Annotated in this window: 18 protein-coding genes; 10 read left to right on the top strand and 8 right to left on the bottom strand. The window is 63.3% G+C overall.

Features of this window, described 5'->3' with window-relative positions; genetic code table 11:
- Positions 1-141 precede the first annotated feature (141 nt).
- The 6 genes from IB254_RS13390 (at position 142) to IB254_RS13365 (ending at position 9,173) form a co-directional block, all read left to right on the top strand.
- Positions 142-1,215: an ABC transporter substrate-binding protein gene (locus IB254_RS13390; RefSeq protein WP_192417616.1), complete on the top strand. Its 1,074-nt coding sequence runs from the start codon at positions 142-144 to the stop codon at positions 1,213-1,215.
- Between the two features lie 14 nt (positions 1,216-1,229).
- Positions 1,230-2,453 carry a lipase family protein gene (locus IB254_RS13385; RefSeq protein WP_032828708.1) on the top strand — a complete coding sequence of 408 codons (1,224 nt, stop codon included), beginning with the start codon at positions 1,230-1,232 and terminating at the stop codon, positions 2,451-2,453.
- A gap of 15 nt (positions 2,454-2,468) precedes the next feature.
- Positions 2,469-3,677 (top strand): LLM class flavin-dependent oxidoreductase, encoded by a 1,209-nt coding sequence (locus tag IB254_RS13380; protein ID WP_192417615.1) that lies wholly within the window; start codon positions 2,469-2,471, stop codon positions 3,675-3,677.
- Between the two features lie 4 nt (positions 3,678-3,681).
- Positions 3,682-5,271: an ABC transporter substrate-binding protein gene (locus IB254_RS13375; RefSeq protein WP_192417613.1), complete on the top strand. Its 1,590-nt coding sequence runs from the start codon at positions 3,682-3,684 to the stop codon at positions 5,269-5,271.
- 200 nt (positions 5,272-5,471) lie between these two features.
- Positions 5,472-8,054, top strand: coding sequence for a TonB-dependent receptor plug domain-containing protein (locus IB254_RS13370; RefSeq protein WP_192417610.1), 2,583 nt, complete (start codon positions 5,472-5,474; stop codon positions 8,052-8,054).
- 33 nt (positions 8,055-8,087) lie between these two features.
- A complete protein-coding gene (locus IB254_RS13365; protein ID WP_192417609.1) occupies positions 8,088-9,173 on the top strand; it encodes an LLM class flavin-dependent oxidoreductase in 1,086 nt (361 codons plus the stop codon).
- Between the two features lie 125 nt (positions 9,174-9,298).
- Here the strand turns inward: IB254_RS13365 and IB254_RS13360 are convergent, their stop codons facing one another.
- From IB254_RS13360 to IB254_RS13325, 8 genes are all read right to left on the bottom strand, one after another.
- A complete protein-coding gene (locus tag IB254_RS13360; protein WP_192417608.1) occupies positions 9,299-9,757 on the bottom strand; it encodes an REP-associated tyrosine transposase in 459 nt (152 codons plus the stop codon).
- Between the two features lie 202 nt (positions 9,758-9,959).
- Positions 9,960-11,774, bottom strand: a complete 1,815-nt coding sequence (locus IB254_RS13355; protein ID WP_192417607.1) for a dipeptide ABC transporter ATP-binding protein — start codon at positions 11,772-11,774, stop codon at positions 9,960-9,962.
- On the bottom strand, positions 11,771-12,616 hold the full coding sequence (locus tag IB254_RS13350; protein ID WP_192417606.1) for an ABC transporter permease: 846 nt from the start codon (positions 12,614-12,616) through the stop codon (positions 11,771-11,773). The genes IB254_RS13355 and IB254_RS13350 overlap by 4 nt, the downstream gene beginning before the upstream one ends.
- Before the next feature lie 10 nt (positions 12,617-12,626).
- Complete coding sequence (locus IB254_RS13345) at positions 12,627-13,688, bottom strand: ABC transporter permease (protein ID WP_192417605.1); 1,062 nt, start codon at positions 13,686-13,688, stop codon at positions 12,627-12,629.
- Positions 13,681-15,249: an ABC transporter substrate-binding protein gene (locus tag IB254_RS13340; RefSeq protein ID WP_192417604.1), complete on the bottom strand. Its 1,569-nt coding sequence runs from the start codon at positions 15,247-15,249 to the stop codon at positions 13,681-13,683. The genes IB254_RS13345 and IB254_RS13340 overlap by 8 nt, the downstream gene beginning before the upstream one ends.
- 10 nt (positions 15,250-15,259) lie before the next feature.
- Positions 15,260-16,459 carry an LLM class flavin-dependent oxidoreductase gene (locus tag IB254_RS13335; protein WP_192417603.1) on the bottom strand — a complete coding sequence of 400 codons (1,200 nt, stop codon included), beginning with the start codon at positions 16,457-16,459 and terminating at the stop codon, positions 15,260-15,262.
- A gap of 139 nt (positions 16,460-16,598) precedes the next feature.
- Positions 16,599-17,330 (bottom strand): class II aldolase/adducin family protein, encoded by a 732-nt coding sequence (locus tag IB254_RS13330; protein ID WP_192417602.1) that lies wholly within the window; start codon positions 17,328-17,330, stop codon positions 16,599-16,601.
- A 15-nt stretch (positions 17,331-17,345) separates the two neighbouring features.
- A complete protein-coding gene (locus IB254_RS13325) occupies positions 17,346-18,401 on the bottom strand; it encodes an ABC transporter substrate-binding protein (protein WP_192417601.1) in 1,056 nt (351 codons plus the stop codon).
- Between the two features lie 440 nt (positions 18,402-18,841).
- Between IB254_RS13325 and IB254_RS13320 the strand changes: the two genes are divergently transcribed.
- The 4 genes from IB254_RS13320 (at position 18,842) to IB254_RS13305 (ending at position 25,784) form a co-directional block, all read left to right on the top strand.
- Positions 18,842-20,110 (top strand): acyl-CoA dehydrogenase family protein, encoded by a 1,269-nt coding sequence (locus IB254_RS13320; RefSeq protein WP_192417600.1) that lies wholly within the window; start codon positions 18,842-18,844, stop codon positions 20,108-20,110.
- Between the two features lie 492 nt (positions 20,111-20,602).
- On the top strand, positions 20,603-22,384 hold the full coding sequence (locus IB254_RS13315) for an ABC transporter ATP-binding protein (protein ID WP_192417599.1): 1,782 nt from the start codon (positions 20,603-20,605) through the stop codon (positions 22,382-22,384).
- Positions 22,377-24,245: an ABC transporter ATP-binding protein gene (locus IB254_RS13310; protein WP_192417598.1), complete on the top strand. Its 1,869-nt coding sequence runs from the start codon at positions 22,377-22,379 to the stop codon at positions 24,243-24,245. Before IB254_RS13315 ends, IB254_RS13310 begins: the two co-directional genes overlap by 8 nt.
- Positions 24,246-24,623: 378 nt before the next feature.
- Positions 24,624-25,784: an LLM class flavin-dependent oxidoreductase gene (locus IB254_RS13305; protein WP_192417597.1), complete on the top strand. Its 1,161-nt coding sequence runs from the start codon at positions 24,624-24,626 to the stop codon at positions 25,782-25,784.
- Positions 25,785-25,800: the final 16 nt, after the last annotated feature.

Raw genomic sequence — 25,800 nt, 5'->3', positions numbered from 1 at the left:
CCCCTGTAGGAGCCGGCTTGCTGGCGATGGCGTCGGCAGAAACGCCGCAAGGTTTGAAGGCCTCATCGCCGGAACGCCGCCCGCAGCAAGCCGGCTCCTACAAAGACCGTGTTTCGCCAATAGCCATTTAGGGAGAGTTCAATGAAACGTTTCTGGCGCAACAGCCTGGTCGCCTTGACCGGGTTTCTGCTCAGTGCCACGGCGCTGGCCGGACAGGCACCGGCGTCGGTGAAGATCGCTATCGTCGCGTATACGCAGGGTGGCCAACCGGTATTCGGCGGGATCGCCGGGCGGGTGATCGAGGACGGTTGGCTGGAACAGCAACTGGCGCAGCGCGGTGTGAAGCTCGACTGGATCGCCCTGCCCCATGCCGGCGCCGGGCCGCAGATCAACGAAGGCTTCAGCAACAACAGCATCGACTTTGCCGTGCGCGGCGACCTGCCTTCCGTGATTGCCGGGGCTGGCGGTGTGCCGGGCAAGCTGATCGTGCCCGGTGGCAGCGGTAACAACATCTATCTGGTGGTGCCCGCCGGTTCCAGCGCCAACAGCATCGACGACCTCAAGGGTAAACGCCTGGCCCTGCATCGCGGTCGTCCGTGGGAGTTCGCGTTCAGCAACTTCCTCGCCAGCAAGGGCCTGAAGCTCGACGATTTCAAGATCGCCAACCTCAATCCGCAAGTCGGCGCCGCAGCGGTGTCCGCCGGCAAAGTCGATGCGGCCGTATTGCTCAGCGAAGCCTATGCGCTGGAAGACAAAGGCGTCGGCAAGATCATCTGGTCGACCAAGCAAGGCGCCAACGACTGGCGTCTGGTCTCCGACCTCTGGGGCACCGACAGTTTTGTCGCGCAGCACCCGGACATTACTCAACTGCTGGCGACCGCCTGGATCAAAGCCGCCTGGTGGATCTCCCAGGAACAAAACCAGGACGCCTACTACGAACTCTCCTCCCGCGCCGGCACCGCTGAAAGCGTGCTGCGCCGCGACGACCAGAACGATCCCGTGGCCTGGAAAGACCGCTGGGCGCCGAAAAGCGACCAGCAACTCAAGGCCCACTATCAGGCGCTGACCGCCTATGCGCTGGCCAACCACCTGATTCGCGACACCTACGACATCACCCCTTCGCTGGCCACCGGTTTCACCAACCAGGCGCTGATCGATCTGAAACTCACCGACTACTGGCCGGCCCTGCGCGGCCAGGTCAGCAACAATCCATGAATAGGGAAATCCAGATGAAACTGCCGCAACAATTCGTTTTCGGTCTGAGCGTCCTGGCGCTGTCCATGAGTGCCATGGCCGCCGGTGCCCACGCCCCCAAACCCGACCCGCAGCAAGGCGATGGCCGCGTCTCGGCGTTCTACACCTGGCAAGAGGTGATCCCGGCCACGCCAGGCAAACTGCTGCGCAGCGAGCCGCTGGAAAAAACCCTGAGCCTGCCGAACGCAGCAAGCGCGCAGCGGATTCTCTACACCTCCACCGACGGCATCGACAATAAGACGCCGATCGTGGTCTCCGGCACGTTGTTCCTGCCCAAAGGCAAGGCGCCCGCCGGTGGTTGGCCGGTTGCCAGCTGGGGGCATGGCACGGTCGGTGTGGCCGATGTGTGCGCGCCGTCCTGGCAAGGTCGCTCCTACCGTGACGTGCAATACCTCAGCCGTTGGCTGGATGAAGGTTATGCCATCGTCGCCACCGACTATCAGGGCCTCGGCGTCCCCGGCGGTCACCCGCTGCTGAACAATCGCATGGCCGCCTACGGCATTCTCGACGCAGCAAAAGCCGTGGTTGCGGGCGTTCCGGGGCTGGCCAACAAAGTGCTGATCGTCGGTCAGTCCCAGGGTGGCGCGGGCGCCTTCGCCTCGGCGGCCTATGCCCCGACCTACGCGCCGGACCTCGGCGTCAAAGGCAGCATCGGCACCGGCGTGATCTATACCGTCGGCGCGAAAAACGTTGGCGAACAGGACGTCAACAAAGTCGATGCATCCCTCGCCTACGGCTTCTACACCCTGCTCGCGGCCCAGCAATACGACCCAAGCATCAACCCCAAGGATTTCTATACCGACAAGGCCCTGCCGCTGTTCGAACAGGCGCGTACCAGTTGCCTGGCAGCGCTGGTCAGCGATGTGGTCGGCGTCGGCCTGACCCCGGCCAATGCCAAGAAAGACTACAAGGGCGACCAGCTCGCGGCGTGGCAAAAACAGGTCTCCTACCCGACGCTGAAGCTGGCCCAGCCGATCTTCATCGGCACCGGCGCCGAAGACAAAACCCCGGCCGCCTCGACACAGGTCGCGCTGATGCAGGACGCCTGCAAGACCGGCTCGGTGGTTGAAGGCCATCTCTACAAAGGGCTGGGCCACAGCGAAACGGTCAACGCCTCGCTCAAGGATTCGGTGCCGTTCGCGCACAAGGTCATCAACGACCAGCCCATCACCCCGATCTGCAGCCCCAGCGTGCAGTAAGACGGAGCCTTCGACATGAGTATTGAATTCTTCACCCGCCTGCCCCTGCATGGCGAAACCCAATTCCTCCCCGGCGACCCGCGCAACCGTGGCGACTGGCACCGTGGCGGCCCGAGCACCGGCGCCGTCTCGGGGTTCAGCGTCGGCGATCACTTCACCTACATCGACTACCTCGGGCAGATCGCCAAGGCTGCCGAGATCAACGGTTTCGGCGGTGCGCTGATGGTCAACGCGCCCTCCGGCGAGGAACCGTGGACGGTCTGCTCGCTGCTGGCCCGGGAAACCCGCACGCTGAAATTCGTCACCGCGTTCCAGCCCTACCACTACACGCCGTGGGTGGCGGTGCAGCAGGCCGCGACCTATCAACGGGCGACCGGCAACCGGCTGGTGTGGAACATCATCAACGGCGGTTCGGATGCGATTCAGCGTCAGGTCGGCGATTTCAGTGATCACGATGAACGTTATGAGCGCGCCATCGAGTTCATGGACGTGGTCAAGGGTTACTGGCACAACGAGAATTTCCACTACGAAGGCAAATTCTACAAGGCCGAGGGTGGTGGCCTGCGCGGGCCGTTGAAGAAAGCCGAGCTGCCGCTGATTTGCACCGCCGGCTCGTCGATTCCCGCCCGGGAATTTGCCGCCAAGCACGCTGATTTTTATCTGATGCGCGCCGAGCACCCGAACGAGATTGCCGCGCTGATCGCCGACATTCGCGAGCGTGCGCTGAAGTATGGGCGCAGCGACATTCGCTTCGGTTTGTCGATTGACGTCATCACCCGCGAGACCGAGGAACTGGCCCGCACCGAAGCCAGGCGCTTCTTCGATGAAGGCATCGCCAGGGGCGCGGTCAAGGCCGTGGCCGCGCATGCCGGGCTGCGCACCGCGCGCAAACTCAGCTATGAAAACGAGTTCGCGCAGAAGACGGAAACCCAGAGTTTCGATGACTTTTTCATCCACCCGAATGTGTGGACCGGCTTCGGCTACATCGGCATCCCGCCGGGCTGCGCGCTGGTGGGCAGCTACGAAAATGTCGTGGCGCGGATTCGCGAGTACAACGCCATCGGCATCGACCTGTTCTTCCTCGCCGGTTACCCGCATCTGGAAGAAGCCTATCGCCTGGGCGAGCACATCCTGCCGCACTTTCGCGGCGAGCGCACCGAACTGAGCCGCCCGCTGCCGGCGCCGCTGGAACTGCGTTCCGCCAACGGCCCGGCCGGAGCCTGATGCCATGAGCGAGGATCATTCATTGTTCAGTCGCCGGGATTTTCTCGGTCACAGCGCACTGCTCGGCGGCGGTTTGCTGCTCGGTGGCGGCCTGCTCGCCGGGTGTGGCCCGAGCGGCGAAAAAACGGCGGCGGCGATTGCCACCGCCGATGATGAGCCACGTTATGGCGGACGCCTGCGCCTGGGGATTCTCGACGGCAACCAGAGCGGCAACCTCGATGCGCACAAACCCATCGGCAGCGGCATCGTTCGGGGCTTTGCGCTGTACAGCAAGCTGTGGGAATGGGACGAACAGATGCAGCCGCGCCTGGCCCTCGCCGAGTTCGCCGAGCCGAATGCCGACGCCAGCAGCTGGACGTTACGCCTGCGCCCCGGGCTGGAATTCCACCATGGCAAGACCATCGATGCCGATGACCTGATCTTCTCGATCCGCCGCCTCACTGACCCGCAATTGGCCTCGCCCTATGCCGCGCTGTTGCACTGGGTGGACCGCGACAACCTGGTCAAGCTTGACTCGCGCACCGTGCGCCTGAACTTCCGTGAAGGCCGCAGCTATATGCCGCTGGCGGAAACCTGGGTCAACTTCGGCGGCATCGTGCCGGTGGACTATCACCCGGTGAGCAACCCGGTGGGCGCGGGCCCCTACAAACTGAAAAGCTTCACCCCCGGCCAGCGCTCGCTGTTCACCCGCTTCGAGAACTACTACAAGGACGGCAAACCCTACGCCGACGAACTGGAAATCATCGACTTCAAGGATCAGGTTTCGCGCTTGGCGGCCCTGCGTTCCGGGCAGATCGACATGGCCAACGTGATGCCCACCGAACAGCTGGAAGTGCTGCAGCACGACCCTCGGCTCAAGGTGTTGAAATCGGTGACCGGCAACTGGTTGTCGTTCGACATGAACCTCGACAAGCCACCGTTCAACGATCCACGGGTGCGCGAGGCCTTTCGCCTGCTGGCGGATCGCGAAGAACTGGTGCGCCGGGCGCTCAACGGTCAGGGCCGCGTGGCCAACGACCTGTATGCGCCGAGCGATCCGACCTTCAACCACACGCTCGGGCCGCGTCCCCACGATCCGCAGCGCGCGGCGCAATTGCTCAAGGAGGCCGGCTACGAAAACCTTGAGCTGGAACTGGTGACCACGCCGGGGCCGGGGCTGACGTCGGCGCTGGTGCTGGCCGAACAGGCCAAGCGCATTGGCGTCACGCTCAAGGTCAAGCAAGTGGACCTGGCCACGTTCCAGGGACCGCTGCGCACCGACTGGACCTTGAGCACCGGCGGCAGCATCGGCGCGCCGTTCCTGGCCAGTGCGATCCACACCGACGCGCCGTTTGCCGTGGCCAACAAGACGCACTTCAAGGATGCACAGTTCAGCGAGCTGTTTCTGGCAGCCATGGCCCAGCCCGATCTGGAGAAACGCAAAGCGTTGGTGCATCAGGTTCAACAGATCCAGTACGAACGCGGCGGCATGCTGATCTGGGGCTACGCCGACCTGCTCGACAGCGTGGCCAACCGCGTAGGCGGCGCGGCGGCGGAAGAGTCGCTGTTCAGCACCTGGCGGTTTGAAAAGCTCTGGTTGAAAGACACGGCGTAACCCACCGCAGCCAGCTTGCTGATGCGATTCAACTGACACACCACGCCCCTGTAGGAGCCGGCTTGCTGGCGATGGCGGTGGTGGCCGTTATGACGCCATCGTCGGAACGCCGCCCGCAGCAAGCCGGCTCCTACAAGGTCGGGGGGTGTCAGGAAGCGCCTACAAATTTCCATGAATTTTTATCTCGAGGCTCATTTGCCATGCCCTCTGTCGCCTTTCGTTTGCCCGTAAAACGCTCCGCCCTGGCCATGGCGGTGATATCGACCCTGTCGATGCCGACCTTCGCCGCCGACACCCAACTGCAAACCGTCACCGTCCAGGCCAGTGCCAGCGAGTCCGACGATGACGCGCTGCCCACCCGGCCACCCACGTCGGTCTACGGCGGCATCGAAACCAAGGTGCTCGACACGCCGCGCTCCATCACCCAGATCAACGCCGAGCAACTGGCCAGCGACTCGATCCGCAGCGCCGATGACCTGGTGAAATACGCCCCCGGCATTACTCGCGGCGGCGGCCAGAACGCCGGCCTCGCCCCGCAGTTCCGCGCCCAGGGTTCCGAAGTGTTCCAGGACGGGCAACGCGCATACGGCGTGCGCCACCCGGCCAACTTCAACGCCTACGAAGGCGCCGACATCGTCGCCGGTCCGTCCTCGGTGACCTACGGTTCGGTGTCGGGCAGCGGCGGCTACGTCAATTACCTGAGCAAGAAACCCAATTTCAACGAATTCAAAACCAAACTCAGCGGCGAACTGGGCGCCTGGGTGCCGGACGGTGAATCCCGCGATTCCAGTAAATTCAGCATCGACAACACCGGGCCGCTGACTGACAACCTCGCCTATCGCCTGAGCATCACCAAGCAACGTCAGGAAGACTTCTACGACAACGTCGACAACAACTTCGACGCGTTCTACGGCGCCCTCGCCTGGCGCAACGACAATGTGCGGGTCGACTGGAACGCCAGCTACGACAATTACTACGACTACAACATCACCCACGGCTGGAACCGCGCCAACCAGGAACTGGTGGACAGCGGCAAGTACTACGCCGGGCGCGCCACGCCGATCATCCAGAACGGCAACACCTTGTGGTCGCCGGTGCTGGCGTCCGGCGCGGCCGATGCGCCGACCCTCGGCTGGGTCAAACGCCAGCGCAACGCACAGGGTCAATACAGCGTGGTCAACGGCAGCTTCCAGACGGCCTCGCCCAACACCCAAAGCAACCCCGGCAGTTTGCGCGGCTGGGTGTATGACCCGACGTTGACGGGCAATGGCCTGACCAGCCTGTCGTCACAAACCGGTCAGCGCGACGAGGATGAAAACAGCTCGCGGCGCTTCACCACACAGCTGCGGGTCGAAGCCGACCTGACACCGACCATCACCCTGGCCAACAGCACCTTCTACCAGCGCTCCAAAGACATGACCGATGCGGTCGGTTCTTTCCAGGTGCAGTCCAAGGACAACCTGTTCGATAACCGCTTCGAATTCCGCTCGCACAACGAAGTGCAGCTCGGCGGCTTGACCCTGCGCGATGACAGCAACACCGGGGTGATCTACCGCCGCGAGTTCAACCAGTCGATCGCCGCCAACAACAATTTCGGCTCGACCATCAACGCCTATGACTTGACCCAGGACCCGTCGGGCAAGAATCCCGGCACCTTGCTGGGCCTGACCGGTTCCAACCCCGCCGGCGGCAATGGCGCCTGGATCGGCCAGCCCGGCGTGGCGCAATTCTCCAACTACTATGGCTGGCTGAATCTGCCGGCGATGTACCCGGCGGGCCACGGTTTATACGCCGAGTCGGTGGCGCCCTACACCGCCGAAAGCACCTGGACCACCAAGACCCTGTTCAGCCAGCACAACCTGCGATTCGGTGACAGTGTCGGTCTGAACATTGGCGCCAGCCGCAGCTGGATCGACGCTGAAATCGAGAACCCGTTCGTGCTGGCCGGCGGCAATCCGCGCAAGGACAGCGACAATTATCGGCTGTTCGCGTTTCAGGTCAGCCCGTACGTCAAACCGACCGAAAACAGCACGCTGTATTACACCTTCGATCGCTCATTGGCGGTCAATACCGGGTTCTTCTCCAACGGCCTCGGTTGGGGCAGCGGCGCCGGTGCCAATCAGCTCAACCCGCTGGCCTTCCAGAGTCTCAGCGTGTTGCACGAAGTCGGGCTGAAGGTCGAAGCGGTGCCCAACGAACTGTTCATGACCCTGGCCGCGTTCAAGCAGGCGCGGGATCAATCGCCCGACAGCAATAACAACATTGCCCGACTGGTGATCAAGGGCGTGGAATCGACCCTTCGCTACCAGCCGGACAATCACCTGCGCAGCGGTCTCAACCTGTCGAAACTCAGCGCCTACAACGAGTTTGCCTCCCAGGCCGGCTTCGCCTCGGCCGGGTTTGTGCCCGACAACGGCACGGTGTTCGGCGACAACAACAGCCTCAATCAGCGGCCGTCCGGGCGCTTCGACGCGGTGCATATTCCCGAGTACACCGCCAGCGGTTATGTCGACTATCGCTTCGACTCGGGCTTCGGCGCCGAGCTGTCCGGCTGGTGGACCAGCAGCTGGTATTTGAACCTGAGCAAGACCGTGAAAATCCCCGACGAGTACAACCTCGACCTCGCGGTGTATTACCGCCAGCCGCAATGGAGCACCACGTTGCGGGTGCTCAACCTGACCAACGAGCTGAACTTCGTCAGCGGCCTGGCCGGCTCGACCAATACCTTTTTGCAACCCATGCCTGGCCGTACGTTGCTGGCCCAGGTGGATTACCAGTTTTAACGCAGCGGCACCTATCGCTATCAGGAGTGTTCCATGTCCATTGAATTTGTCGGCATGATTTTCCCCCGCCAGTGGTCCGAGACCCGTGGCATTCGCAGCGCGGATTTCGATCTGGACTTTATCCGCCACCACGCCCGCGCCCATGAACATGCAGGCTTCGACCGGGTGCTGATCGCCAGCGGCCCGGGCAGCGCGGACAGTTTGCAGATTGCGGCCTACGCGGCGGCACACACCGAACGCCTGGGTTTCATGATCGCCCATCGTCCGGCATTGAACGCCCCCACCGCCGCTGCCCGAGCCTTCGCGACACTCGATCACACCACCGGCGGCGGGCGGATTCGCCTGCATGCGATTACCGGCATCACCGCCGAACCCCAGGAAGGCGACTTCCTGCTGGACAAGACCGAACGCTACAAGCGCACCGATGAATACCTGGAGATCGTCCGGCGCACCTGGACGGCTGAAGAGCCGTTCGACTTCGAGGGGCAGTATTTCAACATCAAGGGCGCCTTCTCACCGGTCAAGCCATTGCAGCAGCCGCACATTCCGATTTCCTTTGGCGGGTCGTCGGACATTGCCTATCAGATCGCGGTGAAACACGCGGACCTGTATGCGTTGTGGGGCGAGCCGTTGAGCGGCGTCGCCGAACAGATCGGCAAGCTGCGCGCGGCGGCGAGTGCGGCGGGCGTGGAGGCGCCACGGGTGAGCCTGTCCGTGCGCTTGATTCTGGGGGCGACCGAAGAATTGGCGTGGCAGCGGGCGGAGCAGATTCTGGAACAGATCAAGGCCAATCCACAGTTCGCCGCCGGCAGCCCCTGGCAAAAACGCATCAAGGGCACCGGCTCCGAACGCTTGCTCGCCGCTGCGGCACAGGGTGATCGCCACGACCGCGCCCTGTGGATGCCCACCGCCACCGCCGTCGGCGCCTACGGCGACACCACCGCCCTGGTCGGCACCCCGGAAACCGTGGCCCAGGCGTTGCTCGACTACGTCGACCTGGGTGTGACCACCTTCCTCAATCGTGGTTATGACCCGCTGTACGACACCGTCGATTACGGCCGCTGGATCATCCCGGCGGTGCGCGAGGAAGCACGGCGGCGCAAGGCGCGGGTGGCGTAACGTTCACCCTCGAATCGTCGGAACGCCGCCCGCAGCAAGCCGGCTCCTACAGTTTGAAATGCGATCCCCTGTAGGAGCCGGCTTGCTGGCGATGGCGGCGTAACATTCTCGACCTATTATCCCGCCTACAACCATTTCGCATCCCACAACGGGTAATCATGCACCCGCGTGACAAGCCCCGCGCGCAATGGATTGGCAACGATGTACCGGGCCACCGCCAACAAATCCTCCTCCCGACGAATCGCCCGATCGTGAAAGCCTCTTTGCCAAAGCGCCCCCCTGCGTTGCAGACGTGCATTCACCGCCCTGGCACTGTGCGATTTGGTCGCCAGCATCAACGCCGGCAATGTGCTGTTCTTCAATTCGACCAGCCAATGGAAGTGATCGGGCATCACCACCCATGCCAGTGAGTCGGCCCATTCTTCTGTCTGGGACTGGCGGAACTGATCCACGATCAGACGTCCCACCCGCCAATTGGCGAAGACGGAATCACGGTTATGGGTGACGGCAGTGAGCAGGTAGATTTGGCCGGATTCGGAATAGCGCCCGGCGCGCAGGTGGTTGGCATGGGGAAGATCGGGCATTCCATTGCCCTCCTGTGTTTTTGGGAGAAACACAAGGCTAGTGCGCAGTTGGGAGGCCGTTGCCAGAATTCGGTTCCGGATGTGTCTGGACGATAGCCATCGCCAGCAAGCCGGCTCCTACAGGTTTGTGTCGCGCCACATTTCTGCGTACACACACATACTCTGTAGGAGCCGGCTTGCTGGCGATGGCGATAGTGGCTGCCTACAAAGATCCACCGCCCAACGTCGGCGAATTCTCCAGCAACGTACGCGTATACGCCGCCTGCGGCTGATCCAGCACATCGTCCACCGCCCCCTGCTCCACCACCCTTCCCAGCTTCAGCACCAACACCCGGTCGGCAATCGCGCGAACCACGCCGAGGTCGTGGGTGACGAACAACAGGGTCAGTCCTTCGATTTGCAATTGCCGCAGCAGCGCCAGGATCGAAGCCTGCACCGACACGTCCAGCGCCGAGGTAATTTCATCGCAGATCAGCAGTTTCGGCTCACACACCAGCGCCCGGGCAATGGCCACACGCTGGCGCTCGCCGCCGGACAGGCTGTGCGGATACAGATCGGCCACCGACGCCGGCAGCGACACCCGCTTGAGCACCGCATCCACGCGCTGGCGCGCAACGTTGCCCTTGATGCCGAAGAAGTGTTCCAGTGGCGCACTCAGGGTCTGGTAAACGGTTTGTCGCGGGTTCAGCGCCCGGTACGGATTCTGAAAAATGTACTGAATCTGATGCCGTTGCCGCCCGTCACGTCGGCGGGCCGACAAGCTCAGCGGCACACCCGCGTAATGCAAGTCGCCCTCGGCGTTTTCCCCGAGCCCGGCGATGGCCCTGGCCAGGCTGGTCTTGCCTGAACCGGATTCGCCCACCAGCGCCAGGCATTCCCCGGCGGCCACCCGCAGAGAAACGTCGAACAACACCTGTCGATCGTAGGCCACGTTCAAGTCTTTGATCTCCAGCAACGGCGCCCGCTCCACCGGCACATCGACAGCCGACACCGGCGCCTGGGCAACTAGCTGCAAGGCCTGAAGATGCGGATCGAGACACGCCACTCGCTGCGCTGAAGACAGGTCGTGCAAGGCCGGCTCAGCCTGCGAGCACTCGGCGGCGCGACGCGAACACCGAGGCGCGAAAGCACAGCCGTGCGGCCGCTGCCCCGGTGCCGGGGCATGCCCCGGGATCGCCTGCAAATCGCGACGCTGCGCCACATCGGGAATCGCCGCCAGCAGGCCTCGGGTGTACGGATGAGCCGGCCGCGTGAACAACGCTTCACGGTCAGCGACTTCAACAATGCGCCCGGCGTACATCACCATCACCCGGTCCACCAGGTCCTTGATCACCGCAAGGTCGTGGGATACATACACCGCCGCCACGCCGAGGCTTTTGCACAAGCGGCGCAAGGTCGCGAGGATGTGCGCCTGAGTGGTGACGTCCAGCGCCGTGGTCGGTTCATCGAGGACGATCAACTGCGGACGCAGGACAAACGCCAGCGCCAGCATCACCCGTTGCTGCTGCCCACCGGAGAGCTGATGGGGGAAGCGCCGCAAAAACGCCGGATCGTCCGGCAAGCCAACATCACGCAAGGTATCGACGATGCGCTGCTGTTGCGCCGCACGATCCAGTTCAATCTGATGCGCACCGAGGGTTTCGCGCAGCAGACTGCCAATGCGCAGCGCCGGGTTCAGCGCCGTCGCCGGGTCCTGCGCGACGTAACCGATCAGGCTGCCACGGGCCCGGCGCAACGCTTCGCCTTCCAGGGTCAGCAGCGAATGACCGGACACCTCGACCTGCCCGCCGACAATCCGCGCCCCGCGTCGGGCATGAGCGAGCAACGCGGTGGCCAGGGTCGTCTTGCCGGAGCCGGATTCGCCGACCAACCCCAGAATCTCGCCCGCCTCAAGGCTGAACGAAACCCCGGACAGCACGTCAATCTGTCCCGCCAACTCGACCCGCAAATCCCGCACCTGCAGCACCCCGGCAGTGGTCACCGGCGGGCGGGACTCGATCCCGGCAATCGCATTCATGGCTGTTTTTCTCCGATCCGTGAACTGCTGCGGCCGATGCCTTCAGCGAGGATATTGGTGCCATAGGCGAAGATGCCGATCAGGATCGCCGGGGCCAGCACCGCCCACGGCTGCACCAGCAAACCGGCCTGGTTTTCATTGATCATCAGCCCCCAATCGGCGGTCGGCGGCGCCACGCCGTAGCCGAGAAAACTCAGGCCCGAGAGCATGCCGACGCCCCAGGTCAGCATGTTGCCGAAATGCACCAGCAGCGGCGTGAGGATGTTCGGCAGGATCTCCCTGAACAGAATCCGCCGCCGCGAGTAGCCCATCATCTGCGCGGCCTCGACGAACTCCTGCCCCGCCACCGCCACCGAACTGCCACGGGCCAGGCGGATCACACCGGGCGTGAAGGCGATGGCCACGGTCAACACGATCAACCACGGCGCACGGCCGAGCATGGAGACGATCAACAACACCAGAATCAGGTCGGGAAAGGCCAGCGACACGTCCGCCAGCCAGGTAATCAACTGGTCGAGCCGGCGCCGGGAAAAACCCGCCAGCAAACCCAGCGCGCTACCGATCAACAGCGCAATCGAGGCCGCCGCAACGGACATCCACAACACCGAGAGGCCGCCACTGAGCAAGCGTGACACCACGTCGTGCCCGAGAAAGTCATAGCCCAGCAACGCCGCGCCAACCGGGGCGCCGTACACCGAACCGAGCATTTCCGTTGGGCTGTGCGGCGCCAGCCACGGGCCAGACAAGGCCAGTGTCACCACCATGGCAGTGATCAGCGCGCCCTTGCGGGTTTGCGGTTCCGCCAGCCATACCTGCCAGCGCGAACGTCGGGAGTCAGTCATGTTTTACCTCTCAAGGCGCCTTGGATGGGGAACGTCGCCACCACGGCTGAATGCCCCGGTGGTTACGCTGAATCATGGTCACGCGGCGGGCGGTGCGCAGTTTCGGCGTAAGCAGCACGGTCAGCAGATCCGCGAGCAGGTTGATCAACACCACGCCGAGGGTGATCACCAGCACGATGGCCTGGACCATCGGCAAGTCGCGCATCTGGATCGCCGAATTCAACGAGGTGCCGATGCCGGGGTAACTGAAAATCACCTCGGCCAACAGCGCGCCGCCGATCAACGTTCTCAGCGTCAACGCCACGCCTTGAATCGCCGGGATCAGTGCGTTGGGCAGCGTGTGGCGCCAGACGATGCGCCACTCGGGAATGCCGCGCAGGCGCGCAGCGATCACGTAATCGGACTCCAGCGCCTCGATCATCGATGCCCGCACCATGCGCGTCAGGTACGGCAATGCCGACAGACTCAGGGCCAGCACCGGCAACACCAGGAACTGCAATTGACGCAGCAGCGACTTGTCCGGATCGAGGATCGACACCGCCGGCAGCAGGTCCATGTGCGGCATGGAAAACAGCAGCACCAGACCGATGGCCAACAGAAACCCCGGCGTGGCTTTAAGGAAGATCAGCAGCGACAGGCTCCAGCGATCCAGCCGACTGTCACGGCGCAACGCCAGGGAAACGCCGAGCAACAGCGCCGCCGGCACCACCACTGCAATGACCCCGGCGAGCAGCGCCAGGGTGTAGCCGAAACGGCCGAACAGAATGCTGCCGACCGGCGCGTTGGAGTCGAGCGACACACCGAGTTCGCCGCTCAGGGCATGCCCGAACCAGCGCAGGTACTGTTCGAGAATCGGCCGGTCCAGACCCAACTGGCGTTGCAAGGTGAGGATGCTTTCCAGCGGCGCGTCGGGGCCGAGAATCACCCGGGCCGGGTCCGAGGGCAGCGCCTGCGTGGCAATGAACACCACCAGGCTGATGACCCATGCCGTCAACAATCCGTAAGCCAGGCGCCCGATAAACCACGACAGCCAGGCTGGCGTGCGGGGTTCTTTGCAAGAAGGCTCAGGCATGGTTCACCCACAATTCATCAAAACGCCAGGAGGCAAACGTGGTCTGTTCAGGCTGCAAACCGCCGACCCGCACCGATGCTGCGTCCAGCACATCGTTGAAGCCCCAGATCAGCAAGCCACCGCGTTCGTGTTGAATGCCTTGCGCTTCGTGCACCAGCACTTTGCGTTGCTCAAGGTCGGGTTGCGCCAACGCCTGGCGGTACAGCGTACTGAAGCGCCCATCGTGGAAGTTGCTGCGGTTGTAGATGGCCTGTGGCGCATCGTTGTGCAGCGCCGACGCCAGAAAGCCCCGGGCGGGTGTGGAGCCCGGCGACAGCAGCCAGTTTTCCCGTTGTGGACCGTTGAACACCGAGCCATCGACCTGGGTGACCTTGATCTCGACCCCGGCCTTTTTCGCCTGTTGCGCAAACACCAGCGCCGCGTTGACACCCGGCCCCGGCGTGGTGGTCAGCTCCACCCGCAGGTCAGTCTGCCCGGCCTGGCGCAACAGCGAACGCGCCTGTTCCAGGTCGTAGGGACGCTGGGCAATGCTGTGGTTGTAGGTGGGGTCGTGGGGCGAATACAGGTCGTTGGCGATGCGCCCGAAACCGTTGAGACCGCGGTCCACCAACTCGCGACGGTCGGCCAACAGGCGGAACGCCTGGCGCACCCGCTGATCCTGAAACGGTTGCTTCGCCAGATTCAGATTGAACCCGGTGAACGAGGTGCTCGGCGAGGCGTACAACCTCAGCCGCGAGTCGGCCTTGAGCAGTGCGCTGTGTTCGGCCTGCACGCCGCTGGCCACGTCAATTTGCCCGGCGCGCAGGGCGGCGGCGCGGGACACCTGGTCCTTGAACTCGATGATCTCCAGTTCATCGGCATAGGGTTGGCCGGGTTTGTAGTAATTCTCGAAGCGCTGATAAAGCGAGCGCTGGCCGGGAATGAAACTCTTGATCTTGTAAGGGCCGGCACCGACCGGGTTGCTGACGGGGTCGTAATCGGTGGGGACGATGCCGCCGAAGCTGATCAGGGTTTCATCCAGCGGGTAAAAACTCTGGCCTTCCTTGAAGCGGATTTCGATGGTGCGCGCATCCAGTTTGCGCAACGCGTTGCGGTCGATCGCGCCCACCAGACCGGCGAATGGCGACGCCAGTTTCGGATCGGTCAGGCGCAGGATCGAGAACAGCATGTCATCGGCGCCGATGCTCTTGCCGTGATGGAACTCCAGGCCCGGCTTGATGCGAATGGTCCATGCGCTGGCGTCGGCGTTGGGCTCGGCAAACTCGGCCAGGGCCAGGCGCGTGCTGACGTCGGTGTTCCATTCCCAGAACTTGCTGTACAGCGCCCAGCCGCGAATGATCCCGCCGCCCACCGGTTTGTGCGCGTCGAGGTTGCCCGACTGATCGCCATCGATGATGCCGACCCGCAAGCGACCGCCGCGCACCGGAGTGCTGGACAATGCGGCCGCACCGCTGACCTGCGCCCCGCTGTCGCATCCGCTGAGCAGGCTGCTGCCGAGCAACAGGCCGCCACTGACCGCCAGGCCATTGCCGAGAAACCGGCGACGGGAAAATTCGTTCATCGTTGTCTCCTCAGACGGTCTCGACCGCTGCCGCACGCTGCGGTGCCGGTGTGCTGACACCCAGTTTCGGCACCTCGAAACCGTGATCCAGATCGAGCAACGGGAACAGCAGATCCGCCACCCGGTGCGCTTCATCGATCAGCGGGAAACCGGACAGAATGAATGCCGATGTGCCCTGCGCTTCGTATTCGCGAATACGCTCGGCGACCTGCTCGGCGCTGCCCACCAGGTAAGTGCCGGCCGCCGGGCCGAGGATGTTGAAGCCGAACAGGCTCGGGCCGAGCCAGACGTTCGGGTAGATCTCCAGGTCCCGGGCCTTGGGCAAACGGCCGGCGCGAATGGCCTCGACGTTGCGCTGGATCTGCGGATCGTCGCTGTGGAAGCTCTCCAGGGTTTCGCCGGGCGGCAATTGACGTTCGATGGCCGTGCGCGCGGTTTGCAGCGAGGTACGTTGCAAGAGTTTTTCAGCGTGGGCCCAGGCCTCTTCCTCGGTTTCGCGAACGATGATTTGCAGGCGCGTGCCGAAGGTCAGCTCACGGCCGATTTTCGCGGCTTCTGCTGCGACCTTGCGGAATTTCTCACCGAGTTTCGGTGGGGTGTTGGCGAAGCTCAGGTACACGTCGAGCAGTTGCACCGAATGCGCGACACCCGGCCCCGACGTGCCCGCGCCCCACAGTGGGATGCCAGGCTTTTGCTTCGGCGGATGCCAGCCACCCAACGGATGACTCGCGGCAGCCGGTGAACGGGGGGCGAGTTTGACGTACTGGCCGTCGAACCCCGAGGTGTCCCCGGCGTAGAAGCTCTGGAACGCACGCCAGTATTCGAGGCTGAAGTCATAACGCTCGTCGTGGGGGTAATGCACGCCGAGGGTGGCCAGGCCGGCGTCATTGCCGTTGACCACGTTGAACAGCAGGCGGCCGTTGGAGAATTGATCAAAGGTCAGCGCCCACTTGGCCAACACGGCAGGCGACAGTTCGCCGGGGTGCTGCGCGACCAGGAAGCGCAGGCGTTTCGTGGCATCAATCAGCGCGGCCGAGACAGCGAGGCTTTCGTTGGGGCTGGAACCCAGCAGCGAACCGTAGTAACCGAGACGGTCGCTGGCCACGGCGAGTTGTTTCAGATGTTCGAAATCGGTTGTCCAGCGGCCTTCGGGTTCCCACGGATAAGGCCCGTCGGGGGTGGTGAGGTACCAGAGAATTTTTACAGCCATGGGTGTGTTCCTTGTAGGGGCAATGCACCTTTGTAGGAGCCGGCTTGCTGGCGATGGCGTCAGTGAAATCGGCGCAAGGCTCGAGGCCCTATCGCCAGCAAGCCGGCTCCTACAGGGGATGGTGGTGGCCTGGAGATTGTTAACTGCGCCGGTCGATGGCTGGCACCAGGCCCAGCTCGGTGGCTTTGTCGTACAGGCCGCTCATTTTCCATTGCTGGGTCAACACGCCAGGGCCATAGGCACGGGAGCCGCCGAGGGCGTCGGCGAGCAATTGCAGTTGCGCGCCCTCCTCCAGCAACAGGATGAATTCGGCGGTGGCGCGCAGCCCCTGTTTGCCCCACACGGTGGAGCCGCCGTTGGCTTCTAGAATCGCCAGGTTGAAGGGGTTCTCGGCAATCTTGTCGAGGATGAAATCAACTTCCTGCTGACGACGATCGATGTACACCGGCAGTTCCCGGGCCAGTTGATAACGCTGCACCGGCACATAGTGGAACGGCAGCGTGCGATGGGTTTGCGCCCAGGCGCCGAGGTACGGCGAGTGCACATGGGACACGGTGGTCACATCGGCATGTTGCTGGAACAGTTTGGTGTAACGCCCCAACCCGCCCTTGCCTTTGCCGAAGATCACCTTGCCTTCGAAGTCGGTGACCGTGGCTTGCAGCGGCTTGCGGTAATTCCACGGGCCGCCGTAATTCACCGACACCAGCAGTTCCTGGCCCGGTACGCGCTCAATGAAACCGACGGTGCCGTTGGCGGTGATGGTGTTGGTTTCACGGAACACGGTGAAGGCTTCTTCAGCCTCGATCAGCACCTTGTCGATGAAGTTCTTCAGTTCTTCGCTGATCAGTTGTTCGTTGATGAGGACGGTCATGGCAATTCTCCAGAGTCAGGCGCGGCGCTTGGCCAACAGTTCATGGGCGGCTTGCAACGGGCGCGGATCGACCCAGTCGGCGATGGAAAAATCGCGTTCGAGGAAGCCGTGCAGGTAAAGGAAATCTTTCTGGATATCGAGAAATTCCAGACGCTGTGCCGACAGGTCCGGCGCCAGCGTGGTGTGGAATTCACCGCGATAGGCTTCGGCGACACCGGCACTGCCGGCGCGGGTTTCTTCCTCGAGAATCGCGTTCAACGCCTCGCGATTGTTCGCCGCCCAATCGGCGGCGCTGAGGGTTTGCGCGAGAAAGCGCACGACCAGGTCGAAATGGTTGTCCAGCAGGCTCTGGTGGACCGTGATCGGGCGCGGCGTGCCATTGTTGATGCGATAGCGCGGCTCGGCGATCAGGTCGAGGTCGATCCCCACCACCAGCCCGAGACGTCGTGCCGCATCGGCGGCGGACGCGCCTTTGACGTACACCGCGTCGACTTCACCGCGCACCAGGTAGTCGAGGCCCGACCACAGGCGTTGCAAGCCCTCTTGAGGATTCGCAGCCTGCTCCTGGTTTTGCAACGCCACTTCCACCAGTTCGACGTCATCGAAGCCCAGCCCCGCCAGGCTCAACGCGCCTTTGTAGCCGTGCAGGCTCATGGCCCGAGCGATGCTGCCGGGGCGGGTTTCACCCCAGGCCGGCAGCGCCAGACGCTTGCCTTTGAGGTCTTGCGGACGACGAATGCCGGAGTCCGGGCGAACCAGGATGGTTTGCCACTCTTCGATCCAGGTCAGGCCGATCAGGCGACTCGGTGCACCAGCGGCGCGTGCCGCCAGGGCCGGTACGTTGCCGCCTTCGCGAAACAGGCCCGGCAACTCGTGATCGTAGTGGTGATGCCCCAGTTGCCGGGCCTCCTGCAAGGTCGACACCGGCAGGCCGTCAGCGGCGAATTCTTCGCTGAGCCAACCGAGTTTGTAGGCGATGCCGGAAGCGGTCGGCACCGGGCAACGGGTGAACCAGATCTGCTCCAGTTCAGCCGGGGCAGCGGGTCGGGATTGTTTGGCAGCAAGCGTCATGGGCAGCTCCGTGGTTGGGCAAGTGTCTGTTGCCGGAGCTATTGCAGCGCCCGTGCCAAGAGCTGAAACGCCCGGTTTACAGGGCTTTGCGCCTGGCATCGAGCAAACAACCGACGCTGATTGCTTGCCTGCCAGCAGCATTGCGCGGTGACTGCTGCTGGCCGAGCAGTCGCTTCCCCGGCATTGCTTCCCCAGCAACACCACCCCGCCCAACCCCTTGCCCGGCGGGCGTTCCAGCCCTTGGCGCAGAACTTGCTCAAGGCCCTTCAACGCCCGTGAAACACCGATCCCCCTGTAGGAGCCGGCTTGCTGGCGATGGCGGTGCATCAGGCGACATCAATGTTGTTTGATCCGCCGCCATCGTCGGAACGCCGCCCGCAGCAAGCCGGCTCCTACAAGGGTTCACGGCCATCATCAGATCAATGATCAGAGGTACAGCAATGAGCAAGGTCGAACACAACCCCGCCGGACAACTGATACAAGAACAGGCGCCGATCCGCCTGCTGGACAGCGAGGCTCAAGCCATCGCCGTGGCCAGGGACATCGCCCGGGAGATTGCCGAGATCGCCGCCGACGCCAGTCAAAACGGCCAACTGCCACGGCGTCAGGCGCAACTGTTGTCGGAGAGCGGCTTGACCGCCATTGGCGTGCCCAAAACGTTTGGCGGCCTCGGCGCTTCGGTGGAAACCATCGTCGAAACCGTGCGAATCATTTCAGTCGCCGACGGCGGTGTCGGTCAGTTGCTGCAAATCCACAACGTCATGCTGCGAGGGATTTTTACCGGGTACTCCGACGAGATTCGCGACCGACTGGTTCGCGATGTATTGGCCGGCAAGCGTTTCGGCAATGCCCTGGCGGAAGTCGGCGGCAAGAACAAATTCGCCCTCAAGACCCGCGTCGAACGCCGCGCCGACGGCAAGTTGATCCTCAATGGCAGCAAGTTCTACTCCACCGGCTCTTATCTGGCCGAGTGGATTTCCCTGACCGCCGCCAGCGATGACGGCGGTGCCGGGGTGCTGCTCAATCGCAACACACCGGGCCTGACGCTGGTGGATGACTGGGAAGCGTTCGGCCAGAAAAACTCGGTCAGCGGCACAGTGATTTTCGACAACATCGAACTCGACGAAGGTTTTGTCTCCCAGCGCAAAGGGCCGATGAAACGCACCGGGCTGACCTTCCCGCAGATCCTTCATGCGGCCATCGATACCGGCATTGCCGAAGGCGCGCTGTCGGCTGCGGTGGACTACCTGAATCACAATGCGCGGCCGTGGGTGGAAAGCGGCGTCGATCACGCCAATCAGGAGCCGCACATCATCAAGCAGATCGGCGAATACGCCGTGGCCCTGCGCGGCGCGCAATCGCTGCTGCGCGACGCGGCGCGGGTGTTCGATCAGCACGAACTGGACCCGGACAACAAGGAATTGCAGGACGACCTGATTCTGTCGGTGGCCACCGCCCGTGCCCACTCCGACGCGGCGTCGCTGAAAATCTCCAGCGACATTTTCTCCCTGCTTGGCGCCAGTTCCTCGCTGAGCAAATGGAACCTCGACCGCTTCTGGCGCAACGCAAGGGTCCACACCACCCACGACCCGATCCGCTGGCGCCTGCACCACGTCGGCAACTACTACCTCAACGGCGTCGACCCCGGCGAATACACCGCGATCCTCAATGCCAAGGAAAAACAGGGCGCGACCAGCCCCGGACGGTGATCCCCCAGACACCACCACCCCTTGTAGGAGCCGGCTTGCTGCGGGCGGCGTTCCGACGATGGCGTCCCCGAAATTGATGCAAATTCAAAGGCCCCATCGCCAGCAAGCCGGCTCCTACAGGTTCGGCGCTCCACCTGAACATATACGAAACCTTGTAGGAGCTGGCTTGCCGGCGATGGCGTCCTCGAAATCGATGCACATCCAAAGGCCTCATCGCCAGCAAGCTGGCTCCTACAGGGACGGCGTTCTACCTGAACAAATACGAAACCTTGTAGGAGCTGGCTTGCCGGCGATGGCGTCCTCGAAATCGATGCACATCCAAAGGCCTCATCGCCAGCAAGCCGGCTCCTACAGGTTCGGCGTTCCACCTGAACAAATACGAAACCTTGTAGGAGCTGGCTTGCCGGCGATGGCGTCCTCGAAATCGATGCAAATCCAAAGGCACCATCGCCGGCAACCTGATCGTGTCCGCACACCACACAGAGCTTTTTCATGATCGAAAAACATCCTCTCTTGCGCAGCCTGGCGATTTACCGGGAGATGCCCTGGCGCTTCGCCCTGGTGGCGGCGTTGTACATCGCAGTGAACCTCGGGCTGGTCTGGCAGCAATGGCTGATCGGCCACGCCGTCAACGACGTCAGCGCCGGCCGCGCGGTTGTCCGGCAAGCCGATGGCAGTCTCGACGCCAGCCTGGGCTGGTACTGGTTGTGGCTGATGCTCGCCGTGGCGTTCGGCCGTGGCGTCTTGCAATACGCCGCCAGCGTGCTGTCGCTGGTGCTCAGCCAGGAACTGCTGACACGCCTGCGCGAGCGCATCCTGCAGCAGGTGCAAACCCTGCACCTGGGTTATCACTGGCAGCACGGCATGGGCGAAATGATCACCCGCACCACCCGCGATGCCGACAAGGTGCGCGATGCGCTGATCAGCTTCTGGCGCCAGGTGGTGGAAACCCCGCTGGTGGTGCTGGCCACCGTCGGCCTGCTGAGCTGGTACAACCCGCTGCTGGGGTTGGTGCCGCTGCTGCTGACGGTGTTCGGCCTGTGGATTTTCGTGCGCCAGACCGAACGCCTCGTCAGCCTCGACCGCGCCGTCGGCGAGGCCTACGACCGGGTCAATCAGGACCTCAGCGAAGGCATCGGCGGCGTGCGGGTGATCAAATCGTTTGGCCTGGAACACAGCCGCATCCAGCGTTTCGCCGGGCAGGTGGCGGTGTTCGCCGAGCACGCCCGCCAGGCCCTCGCCTATTCCAGTTCGCGGATTCCGTTGCCCCAGGCGGTCGTCGCGCTGGGGCATGTGTGGATCCTGGTGTACGGCGCGCATCTGGTGGCCACCGCGCAATTGGGCATCGGTGAACTGGTGACCTCGCTGCTGATCGCCACCACCCTGGTGTTCCGCATCGAAGGCATTGGCCGGGTGATGCAGACCTTCGCCGACGCACGTTCCAGCGCCGAACGTATCTGGCAACTGCTGGACGAGCCTGCGGCGATCCGCAGCGGCAACGCGACCCTGCCCGACACGCCGCTGGGGTTGAAACTGGAACACGTCAACGTCAGCGCACCGGGTGGCGGCCTGGACATTCTTCATGACTGTTCACTGACCGTGCAGCCCGGTGAAATCGTCGCGCTCGTCGGCGCCACCGGCACTGGCAAAAGCCTGTTGGCGAGCCTGCTGCCTCGCCTCAGCGACATCAGTTCCGGGCGTCTGCTGATCGGTTCGGACAGCGCCGGCTGGCAAGATATTCGCCAGTTGAACCTCGACGAATTGCGACGCCGGGTGCACGTGGTCCCGCAGGAAAGCTTCCTGTTTTCCGACACCCTGGCGGCCAACCTGCGCCTGACCGCACCCGACGCCAGCGATCAACAACTGCGTCACGGTTTGCGCCTGGCCGCCGCCGAAGATGTGCTGGAACGCCTGCCACACGGCCTGGCCACGCCGCTGGGGGATCGCGGCGTGACTTTGTCCGGCGGCCAGCGCCAGCGTCTGAGCCTGGCCCGCGCGCTGCTTGGCGAGCCGGACATTTTGTGCCTGGACGACGCCACCAGCGCGCTGGATGCGATCAGTGAACGCCAGGTGCTCAACAACATTCGCCAGTTGCGCCGCGATCAGGGCCGGGCCACCACGTTGCTGGTGATCTCCAGCAAGCTCTCGACCATCCTCCTGGCGGACCGCGTGCTATTGCTGCAGGACGGCAAAATCGCCGCCAATGGCACCCACGAAGCATTACTCAAAACCCATCCGGACTACCGCGACCTGCTAGGGATCGACCATGGCTAACCCAATCGCCGGCAAGGCCCTGAGCGATATCGAAATCGAAGAAATGCTCGCCCGCAAGGCCCTCGACCGGAGCATGTTCAGTCGGCTGTTGCCGCTGCTGAAACCGATTCGCCGGCACATTGTCGGCGTCATCGGCATTGAACTGCTGCTGGTGTTCACAGTGTTTCTGCGGCCGTGGTTTGTCCGCGAATTGCTCGACCGTGGGCTGATTCAACAGAACGATCATTGGTTGCTGGACGAACGTTTGGTGCTGTGGCTCGGCCTCGGACTGGCGGCCAGTTGGCTCGGGCGCTTCCTGCTTGCCGGTGTCTCGCAGTTTATCGCGGGCAGCGCGGCGATCCGCGTGCTCAATGACTTGCGGGTGCGCGTATTTGCCCATGTGCAGAGCTTGAGTGTCAGCTACTTCGACCGGACCAAGGCCGGGCGGATCATTTCTCGCGCCGACCGCGATGTCGACGCCCTAGAACCGCTGCTGATTCAGGGCCCGCCCGAACTGCTTGGCGCGCTGCTGCGCTGTGGCCTGGCTTCGGTGATGTTGTGGCGGATCGATCCGCGATTCTTTCTCAGCCTCGCCGCCACGGTGCCGTTGCTGGTGTTGGCGACCTGGAGTTTCAAACGCATTTCCCAACGCAACTGGGCCAAAGTCGCGGAAAATCGCAGCCGTTTCACCGCGCATCTGGTGGAGAGCGTCAGCGGCGCACGCATGTTGCAACAATGCGCCCAGCAAGCGCCCAACTTGCGGCGCTATCGCGGCTTGCTGGATGATTTCAATCAGGCGCTGATTCGCGGCAGCCTGCGATCCAGCTGGTTTGCGCCGTTCACCGCGCTGCTCAGCTCCGCCGGCATGGCGGTGCTGTTGCTGGTGGGCGCCTATGGTCTGGCGCAGGCGGATGTCACCGTGGGCCAGGTCGCGGAAAGCCTGTTTTATGTGTTCCTGTTTCTTGGGCCGTTGCAGGAACTGTCAGACCTGTTCGAGCGTTACGCCACCGGCTCGGCCTCGGCGCAGCGGATCTTTTTGCTGCTCGACACGCGCCCGGAGATCAGCGACAGCACCACCCCGCAACACTTGGGCAAGGCCCGCGGTGAAGTGAGTTTTGAACGGGTGCGGTTTGCCTACGATACCGGCAGTTCTTCACCGGTGATCAATGACCTCGACCTGCGGATTCCGGCCGGCGAAGTGCTGGCGATCGTCGGCCCCTCGGGCCATGGCAAGAGCACGCTGGTGCAGTTGCTGACGCGTTTTTACGAGGTGCAGTCGGGGGCGGTGAAACTCGATGGCGTTGATATCCGCGACCTCACCCAGCATGAATTGCGGCGCAACGTCGGCGTGGTGCTGCAGGACAACGTGCTGTTCAGCGGCAGCATCCTCGACAACCTGCGCCTCGCCGCACCCCAGGCGGACGATGCCCGGCTGATTGCTGCTGCCCGGGAACTGGGAGCGGACGAAGTGCTGGAACGCCTGCCGCATCAGTACCAGACCGAAGTCGGGCCGCTGGGCGGGCACTTGAGCCACGGCCAGCGGCAACTGGTATGCCTGGTGCGCGCCTACCTCGCGGACCCGGCGGTGCTGGTGCTGGACGAAGCGACTTCGGCGGTCGACATCCACACCGAGCGACGCATTCAGCGCGCGTTTCGCCGACTGTGCGAGGGTCGCACTGCGATCATCATCGCCCACCGCCTGGCAACCATTCGCGATGCCGACCGCATTGCAGTAATCCGTTATGGCCGCCTGGTCGAACAAGGGCCGCACAGCCAATTGATCGACCAGGGCGGCGCCTATGCGGCGTTGTACCAGACCTATCTGCGCAGCGCCGAAGCGGGTGCGTCGATCGATGACATCGTCGCCACATCGCCGGCATAACGAAAACCGCAATCGCTTGTAGGAGCCGGCTTGCTGGCGATGCGGATTGCGCGGTGTGTCAGGCAGGCCGCCATCGCTGGCAGGCCAGCTCCCACAGGGGATTGGCGTCGTACACGAAACCTGTAGGAGCCGGCTTGCCGGCGATAGCAATCTGCAAAACACCAAAAAACCCACCTGCTGCACCCCGAACAACCATTGCTGACAGACTGCTGCTACAGCAGCACCTCCCACCGCCGACACCGCTTCTATCCCCGTCAACCCCCCGCCCCTGCGGCTCCAAACCCACCCCGCCGACCATGGCATGTCCGTTGCAAACACCCCTGACAAGGCGTCCTCGCACCTGCGCGACGCAACGCATACTTGAATCAGGAGCATCCCATGAGCACTGAATTTTTCTGGCGTCTGCCGCTGGGCACCGATGGTCCGCAACTGACCACCGACAAACACAATCGTGGCAATCCGGACTATCGACCGGGCAACATCGCACCGGGGCGTTTGCCCAACGGCGAACCGGATGATTTCACTTACATCGACTACATCGCCCAGGTCGCTAAGGCTGCGGAACTGGCCGGGTTCGAAGGTGCCCTGCTGCCCACCGGCCCGGAGCCGTGGATTGCCGCAGCGGCCCTGGCCCGGGAAACCCGCCGGATCAAATTCCTGATCGCTTTCCAGGCCACCTGGACCTTGCCGGCCTATGCCGCGCAACAAGCGGCCATCTTGCAAAACCTCAGCCGCGGCCGCCTGGAGTGGAACATCATCACCGGTGGCAACCCGGCCAGTCAGCGGGCCAACGGTGACTTCCTCGAACACGACCTGCGCTACAAGCGCACCGGCGAATTCCTCGACATCATCCAGGGTCTTTGGCAGAACGAACGTTTCTCCTACGACGGCGATATCTACCAACTGGAGAACGGCGCCCTGCCCCATGGCTTGCAAAACGAACGCAAACCCGGCGTGTATTTCTCCGGTTTTTCCGATGCCGCGCTGGATGTCGCCGCCAAACATGCCGACGTTTACCTGAATTGGGCCGAGCCGATCGACAAGCTCAAGCCGCACATCGAGCGCGTCCGCGAACTGGCGGACAAACAAGGTCGCAGCGTGCGCTTCGGACTGCGCGTCGACCTCTTCGCACGCGAAACCGAAGAGCAGGCCTGGAAAGATCTGCGCCGCCAGTTCGACAAGCTCGAAGGCAAGAGCAGCGTGGTCGCCAAAGGCTTTACCAGCGGTTCCGATTCAGTCGGTGGCGCACGGCAAACGGCTTACCACCAGAACGTCGATCGCTTTGATGACCTGATCATTGGCCCGAACCTGTGGGCCGGTTTCGCCAAGGCCAAACCCGGGCCGACCGTGGGCCTGGTGGGCAGTCACCAGAACATCGCCGAACGCCTGTCGGAATACCGCGACGCCGGTTTCTCGACCTTCATCCTCGCCGGCAATCCGCACCTGGAAGAAGCCCTGCGCATCGGGCAGGAAGTGCTGCCGCTGGTGCACCAGCGCCCTGTCGCCCAACCGCAAACTCACTTGAAGGCCAGCGCCTGAGCGCGGCGGGAGAATC

Origin of the sequence: Pseudomonas sp. PDM03, assembly GCF_014852385.1 — a bacterium.
Classification (GTDB): domain Bacteria; phylum Pseudomonadota; class Gammaproteobacteria; order Pseudomonadales; family Pseudomonadaceae; genus Aquipseudomonas; species Aquipseudomonas migulae.
The sequence above is the reverse complement of the archived record's forward strand: the minus strand, read 5'-3'. Positions and strand labels throughout refer to the sequence as shown.

Bases quoted from the DNA above. Each gene is read 5' to 3' on its own strand.
- IB254_RS13390 (WP_192417616.1), top strand. From the start codon at position 142: ATGAAACGTTTCTGGCGCAACAGCCTGGTCGCCTTGACCGGGTTTCTG.
- IB254_RS13385 (WP_032828708.1), top strand. From the start codon at position 1,230: ATGAAACTGCCGCAACAATTCGTTTTCGGTCTGAGCGTCCTGGCGCTG.
- IB254_RS13380 (WP_192417615.1), top strand. From the start codon at position 2,469: ATGAGTATTGAATTCTTCACCCGCCTGCCCCTGCATGGCGAAACCCAA.
- IB254_RS13375 (WP_192417613.1), top strand. From the start codon at position 3,682: ATGAGCGAGGATCATTCATTGTTCAGTCGCCGGGATTTTCTCGGTCAC.
- IB254_RS13370 (WP_192417610.1), top strand. From the start codon at position 5,472: ATGCCCTCTGTCGCCTTTCGTTTGCCCGTAAAACGCTCCGCCCTGGCC.
- IB254_RS13365 (WP_192417609.1), top strand. From the start codon at position 8,088: ATGTCCATTGAATTTGTCGGCATGATTTTCCCCCGCCAGTGGTCCGAG.
- IB254_RS13360 (WP_192417608.1), bottom strand. From the start codon at position 9,757: ATGCCCGATCTTCCCCATGCCAACCACCTGCGCGCCGGGCGCTATTCC.
- IB254_RS13355 (WP_192417607.1), bottom strand. From the start codon at position 11,774: ATGAATGCGATTGCCGGGATCGAGTCCCGCCCGCCGGTGACCACTGCC.
- IB254_RS13350 (WP_192417606.1), bottom strand. From the start codon at position 12,616: ATGACTGACTCCCGACGTTCGCGCTGGCAGGTATGGCTGGCGGAACCG.
- IB254_RS13345 (WP_192417605.1), bottom strand. From the start codon at position 13,688: ATGCCTGAGCCTTCTTGCAAAGAACCCCGCACGCCAGCCTGGCTGTCG.
- IB254_RS13340 (WP_192417604.1), bottom strand. From the start codon at position 15,249: ATGAACGAATTTTCCCGTCGCCGGTTTCTCGGCAATGGCCTGGCGGTC.
- IB254_RS13335 (WP_192417603.1), bottom strand. From the start codon at position 16,459: ATGGCTGTAAAAATTCTCTGGTACCTCACCACCCCCGACGGGCCTTAT.
- IB254_RS13330 (WP_192417602.1), bottom strand. From the start codon at position 17,330: ATGACCGTCCTCATCAACGAACAACTGATCAGCGAAGAACTGAAGAAC.
- IB254_RS13325 (WP_192417601.1), bottom strand. From the start codon at position 18,401: ATGACGCTTGCTGCCAAACAATCCCGACCCGCTGCCCCGGCTGAACTG.
- IB254_RS13320 (WP_192417600.1), top strand. From the start codon at position 18,842: ATGAGCAAGGTCGAACACAACCCCGCCGGACAACTGATACAAGAACAG.
- IB254_RS13315 (WP_192417599.1), top strand. From the start codon at position 20,603: ATGATCGAAAAACATCCTCTCTTGCGCAGCCTGGCGATTTACCGGGAG.
- IB254_RS13310 (WP_192417598.1), top strand. From the start codon at position 22,377: ATGGCTAACCCAATCGCCGGCAAGGCCCTGAGCGATATCGAAATCGAA.
- IB254_RS13305 (WP_192417597.1), top strand. From the start codon at position 24,624: ATGAGCACTGAATTTTTCTGGCGTCTGCCGCTGGGCACCGATGGTCCG.